The following is a 15,310-nucleotide window of genomic DNA, read 5'->3' as shown; positions in this document are numbered from 1 at the left end:
AAGGAGTTAGTGGGGTAAAAGTAAAGGCGTTGGGTACGCAAAATCGCACTGGGTTTCCATAAATCAAGAAGAATCCAGGAATAGCCATGTTGCAAGCTCCGCGCCGCTTAGTTGCCGGCGCCGGGCGGGGCCCCCGGCCGCCGTTTTCTGCCGACCTTGCCCGGCATGAAAGCGCGCTTGCTCCCTCTGCTGTTTGCCCTGGTCAAGTTCGCGTCGGGCTACTTGCTGCTCAGTCCGTTGTACGAGCTGCAGCGCGACGAATACCTGTACCTGGCCCACGGCCGCCACCCGGCCTGGGGCTACCTCGAAGTGCCGCCCCTGACGGCCGCCCAGGCCTGGCTGACCAACGCGGCGGGCGGCGACTTTTGGGCCGTGAAGTTCTGGCCGTTTCTGTGGGGCGCGGCCACCGTGTACCTGGTGGTGCGGCTGGCGCAGCGGCTGGGCGGCGGCTGGTTTGCGGGGGCCCTGGCCGGCACCTGCTACCTGGGCACGGCCTTCGCCCGGCTCAACCTGCTATTTCAGCCCAACTCGTTCGAGGTGTTCGGCTTCGTGCTAAGCCTGTACTGCCTGGCGCGCTACCTGCACACCCAGCGCCCCGGGGCCCTGTACGGGCTGGGCGCGGCCCTTGGGCTGGGCCTGCTGAATAAGTACACGACGCTGTTTTTTGGGGCGGCGCTGGTGGGGGCCCTGCTACTCACGCCCGCCCGCCGCCTGCTCGGCAACCGCCACTTCTGGGGCGCGCTGGGGCTGGCGCTGCTGCTGTGGGGCCCCAACCTGGCCTGGCAGCTGGCCCACGGCCTGCCGGTGCGCCACCACATGCAGCTGCTGCACGACAGCCAGCTGGTGCACGTCGAGGCCGGCACGTTTTGGAAAGCGCAGCTGCTCATGTGCTTGGGAGCCGCGTGGGTGTGGCTGCCGGGGCTGGGGGCCCTGCTGGTGGCGCGCGAATTTCGGGCGTACCGGGCGCTGGGCTGGGTGCCGGTGCTGGGCGTGGGCCTGCTGGCGGCCCTGCACGGCAAAGACTATTACGCCCTGGGCTACTACCCGGTGCTGTTCAGCTTCGGGGCGGTGTGGTGGGCGGCCCGGCTGCAAAACTCTCGCTGGAAAACCGTGCTGCGGCCGGCGCTGGTGGCCCTGCCGCTGGCGCTGCTGGTGCGCATTTACCCGTTCATCTACCCCGTGGCGGGGCCGGCCGAGATGCTCGCTTTGCGCCCGCGCTTCGTCAGCCGGGGCTTCTACCATTGGGAAGACGGCCGCGACCACGCCCTGCCCCAGGACTACGCCGACATGCTGGGCTGGCGCGAGCTGGCCGACAAAACCTGGGCCGCCTACCAGGCCCTGCCCGATTCGGTGCGCCCCCACACCCTCATCAAGTGCGCCAACTACGGCCAGGCCAGCGCCATCAACTACTACAACCGCCACCGCCCGCTGCCCCCGGCCCAAAGCACCAACGGCAGCTTCCTGTTCTGGTGGCCGGCCCCGCAATCCTACCGCGCAGCCATCATCATCGACGACGAGTTCCACCCCGAAATCGCGCCGCACTTCGCCTCCTACCGCCGCGCCGGCGAAGTGGCCAACCCCTACGCCCGCGAGCACGGCACGCTCATCATCGTGGGCCGGGGCCCCGACGCGGCCGTGCAAGCCCTGGTGCGCCGCGAGCAGCAAGCCGAGCTGGCGGCCTGGCAGGGCCAGTAGCGCCGCCCCAAGCCTCAGCCCGCGAAGACAAATTCGGCCCGCAGCTCCCAGGGGCCCCCACGGTAGGCCCACAGCTTCAGGCCGGTGCCGGTGGCGGCAAAGGCCTGGAAGTCAGCCTGCAAGTCGGCCAGCAGTTGGCGGGCCACGGCGGGATCCACCTTGTTTTGGACGGTGACGTGGGGCTGGAGCTTCTGCTGGTCTTGGGGCGTGAGGAGGGGGGCCCAGGCCGTTTGCAGGCGGCGGTGCAGGGCGCGCAGCTCGGCGTTTTCGAGGTTGAAGGCCACGCCCCGGCCCAACGAGCGCACGCTGGCCACCTGCACCGGCAGGGGCCCCAGCGCCCGGCAAGTGGCGGCCAGCTCGTCTTTTAGCGCCGCCTCGTCCTCGCCCGGCAAGTGGTGAAACAGCGTAACGTGCGCCGCTAAGTAATTGATCTTCGGCGGAAAATGCTGGCGGCGCAGCTCGTTGAAATAGTCTTGCGATTCGGCATCAAGGGCCAGGGTGAGGATGAGCGGGGCGGGGGAGGCGAAGGACATGAAGGGCAACAAAAACAATTGAAAAATAACTGCTAACTACTTGGCAGAGAGAACGAATAAATGGTCCCTGGTGGGCCCCCAAGGGACCTATTGTACGGGCCGGGGTGTTAAACAACCAATGCAGACCGACCTCTTTTTGCCCGTTCTCAACGCCCCGGTGCCCGCGGCCATGCCCGTGCTCGCCGACGTTTCCGCCGATGCCGCTGCTCCTCGTACGCACGGTGCCAAGCTGTGGCTGCCCAAGCGCGTGCTCTTCACCCCCGACGCCTTGCAGGAGGACTACGGCCAGCAAATCCTGGCCCGCGCCACGGCCCTGAACCTCGACATTGAGCTGCTGAAAAGCAACCGCCTCACCGGCCTGCGCGGCGACGACGAGCGCGCCACCTACCGCACCGCCAAAACCACGCTGGCCGTGGTGAACGCCCCCGCCGGGGCCCTGCGCCTGCAGCCCACGCCCCCCTCGGCCGACTTCCAGCTCAACCTGGCCGAGGGCTGCCCCGCCCACTGCCAGTACTGCTATCTGGCCGGCAGCCTCAGCGGCCCGCCCGTGGTGCGCGCCTTCGCCAACCTACCCAAGCTGCTGGCCAACACCCAGGTGTACGAGCGCGCCGACCGCTCCGTGAGCTTCGAGGCCAGCTGCTACACCGATGTGCTGGGCATCGAGCACCTCACCGGGGCCTTGGCCGAAACCGTGCGCTACTTCGCCGGCCGCGAGGGCGGCCGCCTGCGCTTCGTGAGCAAGTACGACCACGTGGAGAGCCTGCTCGGCCTGCCCCACGGCGGCCACACCCGCGCCCGCGCCTCGCTCAACGCCGAGCCCCTGGCCCGGCAGTTGGAGGGCGGCACGGCCAGCATCGAGGCCCGCATTCAGGCCCTGCGCAAGCTGGCACTGCCCGTGGCGCAGGGCGGCGGGGGCTACCCGGTGGGCGTGCTGCTGGCCCCCATCATGCCCCTGCCCGACTGGCAGCAGCACTACGGCGAGCTGCTCGACCGCGTGCGCGCGGCCTTCGATTTCGACTGCGACCTCACCGTGGAGTTCGTCACGCACCGCTTCACGCCCGGCTCCAAAGAGGTGCTGCTCGGCTGGTACCCCAACACCAGCCTCGACCTGAGTGAAACCGACCGTGCCGTGAAGCGCAACAAGTTCGGGGGCCTCAAGTACGTGTACAACCCGCCCACGATGAAGGAGTTAAAGACCTGGTTCTACACCGAGTGGCAGCGCCGTTTCCCGAACGCGCCCATCCAGTACTGGACGTAGGGCCCCGCCAAAAGCCCGCTCCGAGTGCATCGGGGCGGGCTTTTGATTGGTCGAATTTGAGCTGATCAGCAGCCACAGCGGTAATCGGGATAGTCGGCAAAGCCCGGCGCGGGCGTATCGTCGAGCCGGATGATGCGGTCGAGCCGCACTTCTTCGCCCGAGGCCAACTGGGCGTACTCGACGTGGTCGCGGGTGACGAACGTTTTGATGGCCACGGACTCCTGGCAGAGCTGCCGCAGGTCGTTGAAGTATTGCAGGTAAACCGGCTGCTTGCGGGTGGCCGCGGCTTCCAGCACGTCGTAGAAGTTGCAGTCAATGGGTTGGTAATCGGTCGGCACGGCGATGGGAGGTTGGGTTGCGAGCGTAGTTTACGCTTGCAATCAACTCCGTGTTAACCGCCACGCTTTATGACCACCGCCGAATTCTGGGCCGCGCAGCCGTTTAGCTACATCGAAACGTACTCCTTCAACCGGGGCCCCGCTGCCGAACCCAGGGCCAGCTGGTTTCGATAAGGGAGAAAGCGGTGCAAAAGCGGGAGCTGGCGTGATATATTGCGGTTGCACTATTCCTGCCGCCGCCATGCTCCAATCTGCTGATGCTCTGCAAACTGGTCCGGTTCTACGGGCCGCTACCCCGCGGGTGGCCGCCATCGACGTGGTGCGGGGCCTGGCGATGGTCATCATGGCCCTCGACCACACCCGCGAGTTTTGGAGCCCCACCGCGGTGCGGCCCGAAGACGTGGCCCACGCGTCGGTGGCGCTGTTTCTTACGCGCTGGGTGACGCACTTTTGCGCGCCCACGTTCGTGTTTTTGGCCGGCGTCAGCGTGTTTCTCTACCAGCAGAAGCAGGCCAGCCGCGGGGCCGTCAGCCGGTTCTTGCTCACGCGCGGGCTGTGGCTGGTGGTGCTGGAAATCGTCGTCATCAACTTCCTGTTGCAGTGGGGCTACAGCGGCATCTTGCTGCAAGTAATTTGGGCCCTGGGGTGGGGCATGGTGCTGCTGGCGGGCCTCATCTGGCTGCCGCGCGGGCTGGTGGGGGCCCTGGCGCTGGCCTTTATTGCCGGCCAGCACCTGCTGCCGTTCACCGCGCCCACCACGGGCGCCGGCGTGGGCTGGGCCCTGCTCTACAACCGGCCGTTTCTCTTCCCGCTCACCCCCAAGCTGCCTGTGCTGGCGGCCTACACGGTATCGACTTGGGCCGCCGTGCTGGCCCTGGGCTACGCGGTGGGGCCCTGGTTCCAGCTGCCGGGGCCCCGGCGCACCCGGCGGCTGGCCGCGGCGGGCGCCGGGGCCCTGCTGCTGTTCGGGGCCCTGCGCGCCACCAACTGGTACGGCGACCCGGCCCCGTGGAGCGAGCAGCCGCGCGGCCTGGCGTACAGCGCGTTGTCGTTCGTGAACGTCACGAAGTACCCGCCGTCGCTGCTGTTTCTGTGCCTCACGCTGGGCGTGGCGCTGGTGCTGCTGGCCACCTGGGGCCCCACCGGCCGCCTAGGCCACTGGCTGAGCACCTACGGCCGGGTGCCGATGTTTTACTACCTGCTCCACTTTTGCCTCATCAGCGGCGGCGCGTTTGTGTGGACGACCCTGGCGTTTGGCCGGCCCTTCAACCTGTCGTTTGCCCCGCCCGGCGCCGGGCTGCCCGCCGGCTACCACCCCAGCCTGTGGCGCACCTACGCCGTGTGGGCCGTGGTGGTGGCGCTGCTCTACTGGCCCTGCCGCTGGTACCAGAGCTATAAGCAGCAGCACACCCACTGGTGGCTGGCGTATTTGTAGCTCAGCGGGCGTGTGCATTAGTTGGGGCCCCGGGAGCAATAAGCTGGGCCGCGGCATGCATTTTGTGTCGCCGCTGAAGCAGCAGCGACCGGTTGGATAAAACCGCCGGGCGACGCTAACCCCGGGGCGCACGCTTGCGTTTCGAGCTTCACCCAAACGCGCCTTATTTGATGAAATTCTTCTCCTCCTTAGTAGTTTCCGGGGGCCTGCTGTTGGCCGGGGCCCCAGCGGTGGTGGCCCAGCAGGCGCCGTCGCCCTACCACACCCGCTTCGTGGTCGATGCGCCCGTCACGCTGGGCCTGGCGGCCGTCAGCGGCTTCGGCCTCTACCGGGTGCAGCAAAAAACCGGCCTCACCGAAGCCGAGCTGCTGGCGCTGCGCAAAGACGACGTGCCCCGCATCGACCGGTTTTCGGCCGGCTATTACAGCGACAGGGCCCAGACCACCAGCGACTTTCTCTGCTACGGCTCGCTCGTGGTGGCCCCCGGCCTGCTCGCCTTGAACCCCGCCGCGCGCGGCCGCTACGGCCAAGTGGTGGCCCTGTACCTGGAAACGATGCTCGCCACGGACGCCATTTTCACGACCTCCGTGGGCAACGTGTCGCGCAACCGGCCCTACCTCTACGGCCCCGAGGGCGGCGGCGACCGCACAGGCCGCATCGCCACCAACTCGTTCTTTTCTGGCCACACGGCCCACGCGGCCACGGCCACGTTCTTCGCCGCCAAGGTATTCCACGACTTCAACCCCGGCTCGCGGGCCCAGCCCTACGTGTGGGGCGTGGCGGCTGCCCTGCCAGTGGTCGTGGCCTACTACCGCATCGAGGCGGGCAAGCACTTCCTCACCGACAACCTGCTGGGCTACGCCGTGGGCGCCACCGTGGGCGTGGTGGTGCCGCAGCTGCACAAAAAAGCCAGCGCCGCGGGCGTGTCCCTCTCGCCCATCCAAGGCCTGAACGTGAACGGCTACGCCTACTCGGGCCTGCTGCTGCGCAAGCAGCTGTAGGGCCCCGGGGGCAGGGTGGGGGCCCGGCGCGCACCGCGGGGGCCGGGCGGTCCGGCGCCGGGGCCCATCTTTGCGGGGCGCCTTGCGCGCCGCCGTTTTTCCTTCCGCCATGCCCATCCCCATCTACCAGGTCGATGCCTTTGCCCGCCGCGCGTTTGCCGGCAACCCCGCCGCCGTGTGCCCGCTCGACGCGTGGCCGCCCGACGCGCTAATGCAGCAGATTGCCGCCGAAAACAACCTGGCCGAAACCGCCTTCTACGTGCCGCTGGCCGGCCAGGAAGCCGATTTTCACCTGCGCTGGTTCACGCCCACGTTCGAGATTGACCTCTGCGGCCACGCCACCCTAGCCACCGCCCACGTGCTTTGGAATGAGCGCGGCTTTGCGAAAGACGAAATCGTGTTCCAGAGCCAGAGCGGCCCGCTGCGCGTGCGCCGCGAGGCCGACGGCCGCCTCACGCTTGACTTCCCCAGCCGCCCGCCCCGGCCGCTGGCCCCCGATGAGGTGCCGGCCGTGCTCACGCAGTCGCTGGGCCCCGGGGCGGCCGCGCCGCTGGCCGTGCTGGCCTCGCGCGATTTAGTCGTCGAGTTCGCCACTGCTGAGGACGTGCTGGCCCTGCAGCCCGACTTCGGGGCCCTGGTGGCGCTGGGCTACATCGGCCTGATTGCCACCGCGCCCGGCCCCGATGGCGTCGATTTTGTGTCGCGCTTTTTCGCCCCCGAAGTGGGCGTGCCCGAAGATCCCGTCACCGGCTCGGCGCACAGCACGCTCATCCCATTTTGGGCCGCTAAGCTGGGCAAAACTGAGTTGTTTGCCCGCCAGGAATCGGCCCGCGGCGGCGAGCTGTGGTGCCGCCTGCGCGGCGACCGGGTGGACATTGGCGGCTACGCCGTGACGTACCTCGTGGGGGCCCTGCCCAACTTGGCCGGCCTGTAACGCTGCCGCGGCGAGGCCGCGCTACACCGCTTTCTTGGCGGCGCGCGGGGTAGCTTTTTTGGTGGTGGCGGCGTTGAGGCGGTCGGGGTTTTCGGCCAGGAACTTACCCCAGCTTTTGCCGCCGGCGGCGGTGGCGTTGTTGCCTTTTTGGTAGTGGTGGCACAGGGCCACGGCCAGGGCGTCGGTGGCGTCGAGCAGCTTGGGGGCCTCGGCGATGGGCGGCAGGGCCAGGGTTTGGCGCAGCATGTGGGCCACGTGCTCCTTGGTGGCGCTGCCCGAGCCGGTGACGGATTGCTTGACCTTGGTGGGCGCGTATTCGACGTACGGAATCTGGCGGGAGAGGCACGCGGCGATGGCCACGCCCTGCGCCCGGCCCAGCTTGAGCATGCTCTGCACGTTCACCCCAAAAAACGGCGCCTCGATGGCCAACTCGTCGGGCAGGAATTCGTCAATCAGCTCAATCATGCGGTCGAAAATCCGCTTTAATTTTACCGCATGGTTCGACCCGAGGGCTTTCATGTTGATGACGTCGTACCGGAGCACCGTGACGTGCTGCCCGCGCACCTCGATGACGGCGTAGCCCATGATTTGGGTGCCGGGGTCGACGCCCATGATGACCTTGGGCAGCAAATCGGCCGGCGGGGCGGGGCGGGGGTGGACGAAGGGGGGCAAAGCGGGCACGGGGAAAGGAACGCGGGGGCAAAGCCTCCTTTACAAAGTTACGCCGCCGCCGCGGGGCCCCACGGCCCGGCCGTTTCCGCCGCTTCAACTGTATCTGCCGCTGCTCCGGCAATGCCTGTCCTGGCCACCGCTGCCCCGGTGGGCGCCTCCGTACCAACTGCTGCCGCTGCCCCGGGAGGCCACGATTTGCCCCGCGCCGTCGCCCCGGGGCCCCAAAATTCGTCCCGCGCCCCCGCCAAGTGGGGCCCCTGGATTGCGCTGGGCAAGGTGCTGGTGACGTTGCTCACGCTGGGCTTGCTGTACAACTCCGTGTTTGCGGCCCCCGACACGGCCGCCGCCTGGCGCGCCCTGCTGGCCACGGCCCTGGGCGGCACGGGCCGCGGGCCGGTGCTGGGGGCCCTGGCCCTGGTGCCCCTCAACTGGGGCCTGGAGGCCTGGAAGTGGCACCGCCTGGCCCGGCACCTGGAGCCCGTCACGTTCGGGCGCAGCCTGCGGGGCGTGCTGGTGGGCCTCACGCTGGGCTTCGCCACCCCCAACCGCGTGGGCGACTACGCCGGCCGCATTCTGGAGCTGAAAAGCCGCCGCGTGCGGGCCCTGGGGGCCGTGTTTCTGGGGCGCTACTGCCAGCTGGTGGCCACCGTGGTGGCGGGCGTGGCGGGCTTGCTGTACTTTCTGCTGACGTTTTATCTAGTGGGCTTCCCGGCGGCGAAGCTGGGGGTAATCGTCACGGCCGTAGGGGTCTGTGGGCTGGTGCTGGTGCCGCTGTACCGCTCGCGGCTGCTGGTGGCGGCGCTGGGGCTGTGGCGGCCGCTGCGGCGGTTCCGTCCGGCGCTGGCCGTGATGCCCACCTACCCCGCCCGGGCCCTGCACGCGGTGCTGGCCATTTCGGGGCTGCGCTACGGCGTGTTTTGCGCCCAGTTTCTGCTGCTGCTGCGCGCCTACGGGGTGGGGGCGGGGCTGGGGCCCGGGCTGGCCGCCGTGGCGGGCACGTTTTTGCTGAAGTCGTTGGTGCCCTCGCTGAACGCGCTGGCCGACGTAGGCGTGCGCGAGCTTTCGGCCACCCACTTGTTTGGCCTGCTGGGGCAGCCGGCGCTGCCGGTGCTCTCGGCCAGCCTCAGCCTGTGGGTCATCAACATTGCCCTGCCCAGCGCCGCCGGCCTGCTGCTGGTGCCGGGCCTGCGCGTGTGGCGCAGCCGCAGCGCATGAGGGCGGCCGTGGTAGGGCCCCTGCTGCTGGCCATGCCCGCGCTCTACGCCGGCGTAATGATGTGGCTGCGCGGCGGTTGGCAACGCAGCCGCGCCGCCGCCGAAGCCGCTAATGCCACTGAGGTAGCCGCCGAAACAGACACCAGAGCCCCCGGGGAGGCCGCTGCTGGGGCCCCCAGCAAAGCAGATGCTGCCACGGCCGCAACGGCTCGCGCCGCAGTAGCGGCCGTCGCCGCCGGGGCCCCTGCAGTCGCCAGGCTTCCCGAAAAGGCCCCCACCGGGTCCCCCGCCGAAGCACTTGGCACCGCCACCACCGACGAAGCTGCCCCGCTGCTCTTCTCCGTCCTCATCGCCGCCCGCGACGAAGCCGCCGCCCTGCCCCAGCTGCTGGCCGACCTCGCCGCCCAAACCCTGCCCGCCGCCCGCTTCGAGGTGCTCATTGCCGACGACCACTCCGCCGACGGCACCGGGGCCCTGGTGCGGGCCGCCGCCGCGGGCCTGCCGTTTCGGCTGCGGCTGGTGGCGCTGGCGCCCGCCCAAACCGGCAAGAAAGCCGCCCTGGCCGCCGCCCTGGCGCTGGCCGGGGCCCCCTGGCTGGTGTGCACCGACGCCGATTGCCGCCTGGGCCCCGGCTGGCTCGCCGCCTACGCCCGCCTGCTGGCCGCCGGTGCCACGCCCGATTTCATCAGCGGCCCGGTGCTGCTCACGGGGCCCGATACGTGGTTTCAGCGGCTGCTGGGACTGGAGTTTGCGGGCCTGGTGGGGGTGGGGGCGGCGTGCATCGGCCGCGGGGCCCCCACCATGTGCAACGGCGCCAACCTGGCCTACCGCCGCGCCGCCTTCGAGGCCGTCAACGGCTACGCCGCCCACGCCCACCTGGCCAGTGGCGACGATGAGTTCCTGATGCACCAGCTGCACGCCGCCCGCCCCGGCGCCGTGCGCTTCCTGGCCGATGCCGCCGCCGTGGTGCGCACCGCCGCGCCCGCCACCGTGGGGGCCCTGCTGCGGCAGCGCGTGCGCTGGGCCAGCAAATGGCGCCACTACCAAAGCCCCGCTTCGCGCCGCCTGGCCCCGCTGGTGCTGGGCGCCAACGTGGCCCTGGCCGCTGGCGCGGCGTGGGCCCTGGCCTGGCCCGCGCTGGGGCCCTGGGTAGCCACCGCCTGGCTCCTCAAGCTGGGCGCCGATTGGTGGCTGCTGGCCCCGGTGCTGCGGTTCCTGGGGCCCCGGCGGTGGCTGTGGGGCCTGCTGCCGCTCCAGCTGCTCTACGCGCCCTACGCACTGGCCGTGGGCGCCGCCGGCTGGCGCGGTGGGTATAGCTGGAAGGGTAGGGCGGTGACGAACGCCGCAAAATAAAAGCTCGGCGGGCGCAAGCTTATGGCCCGCTCAGTTGTTCATTTACCATGGGGCATCACCTAATTTTTCAAGCACATGCGGACCAATTCGTTGAGTTTTGCGCTGACGGTGGGGATGGGGTTGATTGTGGTATTAATGGGCTACGCGGTGCTCAGTGGGGCGGGGCTGGTGGGGTTCGCGGCAGCGGATGTTGCCGCTGCGGCGCAAAGCGAATTAGCATCGCCGCTGGTGGCCAGCAAGGCCAAGGCTTCACCAGCGGATGGAAGGCCTGTCGTTGACAAGACTTCGCCCGCTATTGCGGCAGGCGACGCTTTGTTCAAGGCCAACTGTACCCAGTGCCACGCCGTGAACGAGCAAGTAGTGGGCCCCGCGCTGGCGGGCATTACCAAGCGCCGTTCTATTGGCTGGATTATTCCTTGGGTAAAAAATTCTGCTAAAGTGGTGGCCAGCGGCGATGAATACGCTGTAGCACTTTACAACAGGTTTCAAAAGCAGCAAATGCCTTCTTTTCGTTTGTCGGATAAAGAAATAGAGGAGATTGTTGCCTACGTTTCGTCCGAAATGGGAGGTGCAGTGACAATTGATGATTCTTCGCTAACTGCGGCATATTAACGAGGGCAAGAATACGCTGACAACGTCTCTTTATGACACCAATCCCGCCCTCACAAGTACCTTTGCCCACCTGCCTTTCCGCCGCTTTCCGCCTCCCGTGACCGATCCTGAATTCGACTTGCTCGACGAGCTTTACTTCGTCACCCCGTTCCGCACCTTGCTGGAAAAAACCGGCCTACCCGTGGCCGAGCTGCGCGAGCAGCTGCGCAGCCTGCTCGAGCAGGGCCTCATCCGCAGCTACTGGCCCGACCCCGATACAGAGCTGGCCTACGAGCCCACCTCCTTCGGGGCCATTGCCACCGACGCCAGCTACCTGGCCTCCAAAGAAGGCCTGCTGCGCCACAACACCCGCTAGCCGTGGCGCCGCCCGTGTTGCCCGCCCCGCCGCCCGCGCCGGCCGCCCGCCCGCCGGGCTACTACGTGCGCCAGCGCCTGTGGCAAAACCGGCCCGCTGTGTTCGGCCTAGTATTCATTGCGTTGTGCGCGCTGGTGTCGGTGCTGGGCTACTGGATTTTGCCCGATAACTCGCCCAACGCCAGCCACGGCTTCGTGGCGCTGCAAAAGCAGGGCCCCGGCCTCACGGTCGATTTCCTGCGCCGGCCGCTGCCCGATTCGGCCCTGGCCGGCCGCCCGTCCAACAACATTTTCCGCACCTGGTGGCGCGGCCGCGAGCCCGCCTACGAGGAAGCGCCCATTAGCGCCTACCAGGCCCAGGGCCCCGATTCGGCCCTGGTGCGGCCCTGGGCCGAGCCTGGCACCGCGCCGGGGCCCCCGCAGCGCGTGGCCGCCGGGCCGCGCGTGGTCCGCACCTACTGGCTGGGCACCGACAAGGCCGGCCGCGACGAGCTGAGCCGCCTGCTGCTGGGCACCCGCATTTCGCTGGGCATCGGGCTGGTGGCGGTGCTCATTTCCATGGCGCTCGGCATGGCTGTGGGGGCCCTGGCCGGTTACTTCGGCGGATGGCTCGACAGCGTATTGCTCGGGCTGATGACCGTGGTGTGGAGCATTCCAGGTATCATGCTGGTCATCGCCATTTCATTAGCTTTGGATAGCAAAGGCGTGTGGGTCAGCTTCGTGGCCGTGGGCCTCACGATGTGGGTGGACGTGGCCCGCGTGGTGCGCGGCCAGCTGCTGAGTTTGCGCTCGGCCACCTTCGTGGAGGCCGGGCGGGTGCTGGGGCTGCCCACGTCGCGCCTCATCGCCCGGCACCTGCTGCCCAACCTGCGGGGCCCCCTGCTGGTGCTGGCCACCAGCAACTTCGCCGCCGCCATCCTGCTCGAAGCCGGCCTGAGCTTCCTGGGCCTGGGCGTGCAGCCGCCGGCCCCCAGCTGGGGCCTGATGGTGAAGGAGGGCTACGACCTGCTGGGCACCCAAGCTGGACTGTGGCTGACGGTGCTGCCGGGCGCGGCCATCTCGCTGCTGGTTTTAAGCTTTAACTTGCTGGGCAACGGCTTGCGCGACGCCTACGACCCCAAAACGGCGGTGCGCTAAGCCCTGTTCCCTCCCCATGCCCAACACTGCTTCCGATAAACGCCTGTTTCTCAAGGAGCGCGAACTTTCCGCGCTGCTCGAAATCACCCAGGCCATCACCCAGGACGAGACCAGCGAGGCCGCGCTCTACAAAATCTTTCAGTTCACGCTCATCGGCCAGCTGGGGGTGCGGCGGCTGGTGCTGTACGTGCTCACCGACGGCGTGTACCGCGAGGAAGTGGCCTTCCCGGTGGCCGTGGGGCCCCTGCCGGCGGTGGTGCAGGACCAGTGCTGCGCCGTGCCCTGCGTCATGCAGGGCCTCGACCTGGGGCCCGCCTGGGCCGGCTTCGAAACCGTGATTCCGGTGAGCCTGGGCGGGCGGGTGCTGGCCTATGCCCTCATCGGCACGGCCCAGGCCGACTACGCCAGCCAGGAGGCCACCAAGTTTCTCGAAACGCTGGCCAATATCCTCATCGGGGCCGTGGAAAACCGCCGCCTCACCCGCCAGCGGGTGGCGGCGGCGGCCTTGCGCCGCGAAATTGAGATTGCCCAGGACGTGCAGCGCCTGCTCTTTCCCACGCACTTGCCCAACAACGCGGCCGTGGCCGTGGCCCGCACCTATGTGCCGCACACCGAAATCGGGGGCGACTACTTCGACGTGGTGGAAATCGATGCCGACCGCCTGCTGCTCTGCATTGCCGACGTGAGCGGCAAGGGCGTGGCGGCGGCCCTGCTCATGTCGAACTTCCAGGCCGGGCTGCGCACGCTGCTGCGCCAGGGCGCCGACCTGGCCATTATCGCCCACGAGCTCAACCACTTGATCTTTCGCAACGCCGGGGGCGAGAAATTCATCACCGCCTTCCTGGGCATCTACGACGGCCGCACCCGCCGCCTGCGCTTCATCAACGCCGGCCACAACGACCCCATCCTGCTGCCCGACCAGGGGCCCCCGCAGTTCCTCAAAACCGGCACCGTCATGCTTGGTATCATTGAGGAACTGCCCGGGTTGGAGGTGGGCGAAGTGCTGGTGCCGCCCCGCTCGCTGCTTTTCACCTACACCGATGGCCTGACGGAAGTATTTGACGCCGAGGGCAATGAGTTTGGCGAAGAAGGTGTGCTGCGCGTCATCGCCCAAAACCGCTACCTGCCCCTGCCGCGCCTGCACGAAACGCTGCTGCGCGAAATCCAGGCCTTTGGCGGCGGCACCGACCAGTTTGCCGACGATGTGACCATCCTCAGCTGCCGCCTGAAATAGGGGGCCCCCGGGGGCCCTCCTTCGGCCGGCCCGGGGGCGTAACTTTGCCCGGCGTGGGCGCGGTGCCCGCGCCGCCCTAACGCATACCCCGCATCAAACGGTTTTTCGGCAACCTCAGCCTCGTCGTTTTGCTCAACCTGGCCATCAAGCCCGGCTGGATCGTGGTCGAAAACCTGGTGCAGGACCGCCTGGGCCACGCGGCCTTCGGGCTGGTGGCCGCCCTCTCGGCGCTGGCCATTGCCGTGGCCGCCCTCGCCGACCTCGGCCTGACGCCCTACGTGGTGCAGCGATTGGCCGCCGCGCCCGATTTTCTGGCCCAGGAATTCCCGGTGCTGCTGCCCCTGCGCGGGGGGCTGGGCCTGGCCGGGCTGGCCGTGCTGCTGCCCGTGGGCTGGGCGCTGGGCTACCGGGGGCCCCAGCTGGGGCTGCTGGCGGGGGTGTCGGCGGCGCTGCTGCTCACCCAGTACGGGCAGTTTTTGCGGGGCCCCGTGCAAGCCCGCCAGCACTTCAACACCGACGCCGTGCTCTCGGTGCTCGAAAAAGCCCTGCTGCTGGCCGCCATCCTGGCCCTGCTGCCGGGCGGCCTCACGCTGGGCAGCTACGTGGGGGCCCGGCTGGGGGCGGCGGCTTTCACGGCGGCGCTGCTCTATGGGCTGATGACGCGCCTGTTTGGCCGCGTGCGCTACCGCTGGCAGGGCCCCCGGGCGCGGCAGGCCCTGCGCGCCAGCTTGCCCTTCGCCCTGATGGCGCTGCTCTACGGCATCAACGAGCGCGTGGACATGGTGATGCTCGAGCGCCTGCACTCGCCCGCCGAGGCCGGCTACTACGCCGGGGCCTACCGCTGGGCCGACGCCGTGATGATGTACGCCTGGACGGTGCTGCCGCTGTTTTTTGCCAAATTTGCCAGCACCCCGCACGACGCCGAGGCCCAGCGCAAGCTGCTCTGGTTTGGGCAGCGGGTGGTGGCCGCGCCGCTCATGTTCGCGGTGGCGTTCGGGCTGTTTCGGGGCGAAGTGCTGTTCTGGCAGTTCCACCACAGCAGCCCGGCGGAGCTGGCCAAAATGGCGCTTTGCCTGCGCATTTTGTTCCTCAACGTGCTGGTGCACGCCTTCTTCGCCATCTACAGCACCCTGCTCACCAGCACCGCCCACGAGGGCGCCGTGAGCCGCGCCGTGGCCGCCAGCCTCGCCCTGAACGTGGTGCTGAACCTGGTGCTGCTGCCCCGCTTCGGGGCCGTGGCCGCCGCCTTGAACACGCTGGTCTGCGCCGTGGCCGTGTCGGCGGCCTACCTCGTGCTGGTGGCGCGGCGCACCCGCGTGGCCCTGCCGTGGGCCCTGCTGGCGCGCCTGCTGCTGGCCTTCGGGCTGCTGTGCGGGGCCTGGTGGGCCGCGCGCGCCGGCCTGTCGCTGCCCTGGTGGCTGGAAGCGGGCCTGCTGGGGTCCCTGTTCGGCCCCATCTTGCTGGCCACGGGCGCCGTGCAGTGGGCCGAAATCCGGGCCCTGCTGCCGAAAGGCAAGCCCCTTACGTGAGGAACGCAGTC

General features: G+C 68.7%; 15 protein-coding genes. 12 read left to right on the top strand and 3 right to left on the bottom strand.

The window, feature by feature from the left end; translation table 11 throughout:
* Positions 1-165 precede the first annotated feature (165 nt).
* A complete protein-coding gene (locus tag EAH73_RS10040) occupies positions 166-1,695 on the top strand; it encodes a glycosyltransferase family 39 protein (RefSeq protein ID WP_140466348.1) in 1,530 nt (509 codons plus the stop codon).
* A 14-nt stretch (positions 1,696-1,709) separates the two neighbouring features.
* Here the strand turns inward: EAH73_RS10040 and EAH73_RS10035 are convergent, their stop codons facing one another.
* A complete protein-coding gene (locus EAH73_RS10035; RefSeq protein ID WP_140466347.1) occupies positions 1,710-2,228 on the bottom strand; it encodes a 2'-5' RNA ligase family protein in 519 nt (172 codons plus the stop codon).
* Positions 2,229-2,346: 118 nt separating this feature from the next.
* On the opposite strand from EAH73_RS10035, the gene EAH73_RS10030 reads away from it, so the two are divergent.
* Complete coding sequence (locus EAH73_RS10030) at positions 2,347-3,486, top strand: spore photoproduct lyase family protein (protein ID WP_240047202.1); 1,140 nt, start codon at positions 2,347-2,349, stop codon at positions 3,484-3,486.
* A gap of 65 nt (positions 3,487-3,551) precedes the next feature.
* Here EAH73_RS10030 and EAH73_RS10025 read toward each other — a convergent pair whose 3' ends face one another.
* A complete protein-coding gene (locus EAH73_RS10025) occupies positions 3,552-3,824 on the bottom strand; it encodes a hypothetical protein (RefSeq protein ID WP_161599500.1) in 273 nt (90 codons plus the stop codon).
* A 241-nt stretch (positions 3,825-4,065) separates the two neighbouring features.
* On the opposite strand from EAH73_RS10025, the gene EAH73_RS10020 reads away from it, so the two are divergent.
* The 3 genes from EAH73_RS10020 (at position 4,066) to EAH73_RS10010 (ending at position 7,194) form a co-directional block, all read left to right on the top strand.
* Entirely contained in the window at positions 4,066-5,259 is a 1,194-nt protein-coding gene (locus EAH73_RS10020) for a DUF1624 domain-containing protein (protein WP_140466345.1), read from the top strand.
* Positions 5,260-5,429: 170 nt separating this feature from the next.
* Positions 5,430-6,260: a phosphatase PAP2 family protein gene (locus EAH73_RS10015; RefSeq protein ID WP_140466344.1), complete on the top strand. Its 831-nt coding sequence runs from the start codon at positions 5,430-5,432 to the stop codon at positions 6,258-6,260.
* Positions 6,261-6,369: 109 nt separating this feature from the next.
* Positions 6,370-7,194, top strand: coding sequence for a PhzF family phenazine biosynthesis protein (locus tag EAH73_RS10010; protein ID WP_140466343.1), 825 nt, complete (start codon positions 6,370-6,372; stop codon positions 7,192-7,194).
* A 21-nt stretch (positions 7,195-7,215) separates the two neighbouring features.
* Here EAH73_RS10010 and ruvC read toward each other — a convergent pair whose 3' ends face one another.
* The gene (gene ruvC, locus EAH73_RS10005; protein ID WP_140466429.1) at positions 7,216-7,806 is read right to left on the bottom strand and encodes a crossover junction endodeoxyribonuclease RuvC; all 591 of its coding nucleotides are present in this window, start codon (positions 7,804-7,806) and stop codon (positions 7,216-7,218) included.
* 180 nt (positions 7,807-7,986) lie between these two features.
* Here ruvC and EAH73_RS10000 point away from each other — a divergent pair, with 180 nt between their 5' ends.
* From EAH73_RS10000 to EAH73_RS09970, 7 genes are all read left to right on the top strand, one after another.
* Positions 7,987-9,081, top strand: coding sequence for a lysylphosphatidylglycerol synthase transmembrane domain-containing protein (locus EAH73_RS10000; protein ID WP_140466342.1), 1,095 nt, complete (start codon positions 7,987-7,989; stop codon positions 9,079-9,081).
* Positions 9,078-10,433 (top strand): glycosyltransferase, encoded by a 1,356-nt coding sequence (locus EAH73_RS09995; RefSeq protein WP_140466341.1) that lies wholly within the window; start codon positions 9,078-9,080, stop codon positions 10,431-10,433. The genes EAH73_RS10000 and EAH73_RS09995 overlap by 4 nt, the downstream gene beginning before the upstream one ends.
* 75 nt (positions 10,434-10,508) lie before the next feature.
* Positions 10,509-11,045, top strand: coding sequence for a c-type cytochrome (locus EAH73_RS09990; RefSeq protein WP_240047201.1), 537 nt, complete (start codon positions 10,509-10,511; stop codon positions 11,043-11,045).
* A 97-nt stretch (positions 11,046-11,142) separates the two neighbouring features.
* A complete protein-coding gene (locus tag EAH73_RS09985; protein ID WP_140466340.1) occupies positions 11,143-11,400 on the top strand; it encodes a hypothetical protein in 258 nt (85 codons plus the stop codon).
* Between the two features lie 2 nt (positions 11,401-11,402).
* Complete coding sequence (locus EAH73_RS09980) at positions 11,403-12,536, top strand: ABC transporter permease (protein ID WP_240047200.1); 1,134 nt, start codon at positions 11,403-11,405, stop codon at positions 12,534-12,536.
* Positions 12,537-12,552: 16 nt separating this feature from the next.
* Positions 12,553-13,770: a PP2C family protein-serine/threonine phosphatase gene (locus EAH73_RS09975; protein WP_140466339.1), complete on the top strand. Its 1,218-nt coding sequence runs from the start codon at positions 12,553-12,555 to the stop codon at positions 13,768-13,770.
* Between the two features lie 128 nt (positions 13,771-13,898).
* On the top strand, positions 13,899-15,299 hold the full coding sequence (locus EAH73_RS09970) for an oligosaccharide flippase family protein (RefSeq protein WP_140466338.1): 1,401 nt from the start codon (positions 13,899-13,901) through the stop codon (positions 15,297-15,299).
* The last annotated feature ends 11 nt before the right edge of the window (positions 15,300-15,310 follow it).

The sequence above is a fragment of the Hymenobacter nivis genome (assembly GCF_006439025.1).
GTDB classification, from domain to species: Bacteria; Bacteroidota; Bacteroidia; order Cytophagales; family Hymenobacteraceae; genus Hymenobacter; species Hymenobacter nivis_A.
This window is presented reverse-complemented; position numbering and strand designations above follow the sequence as displayed.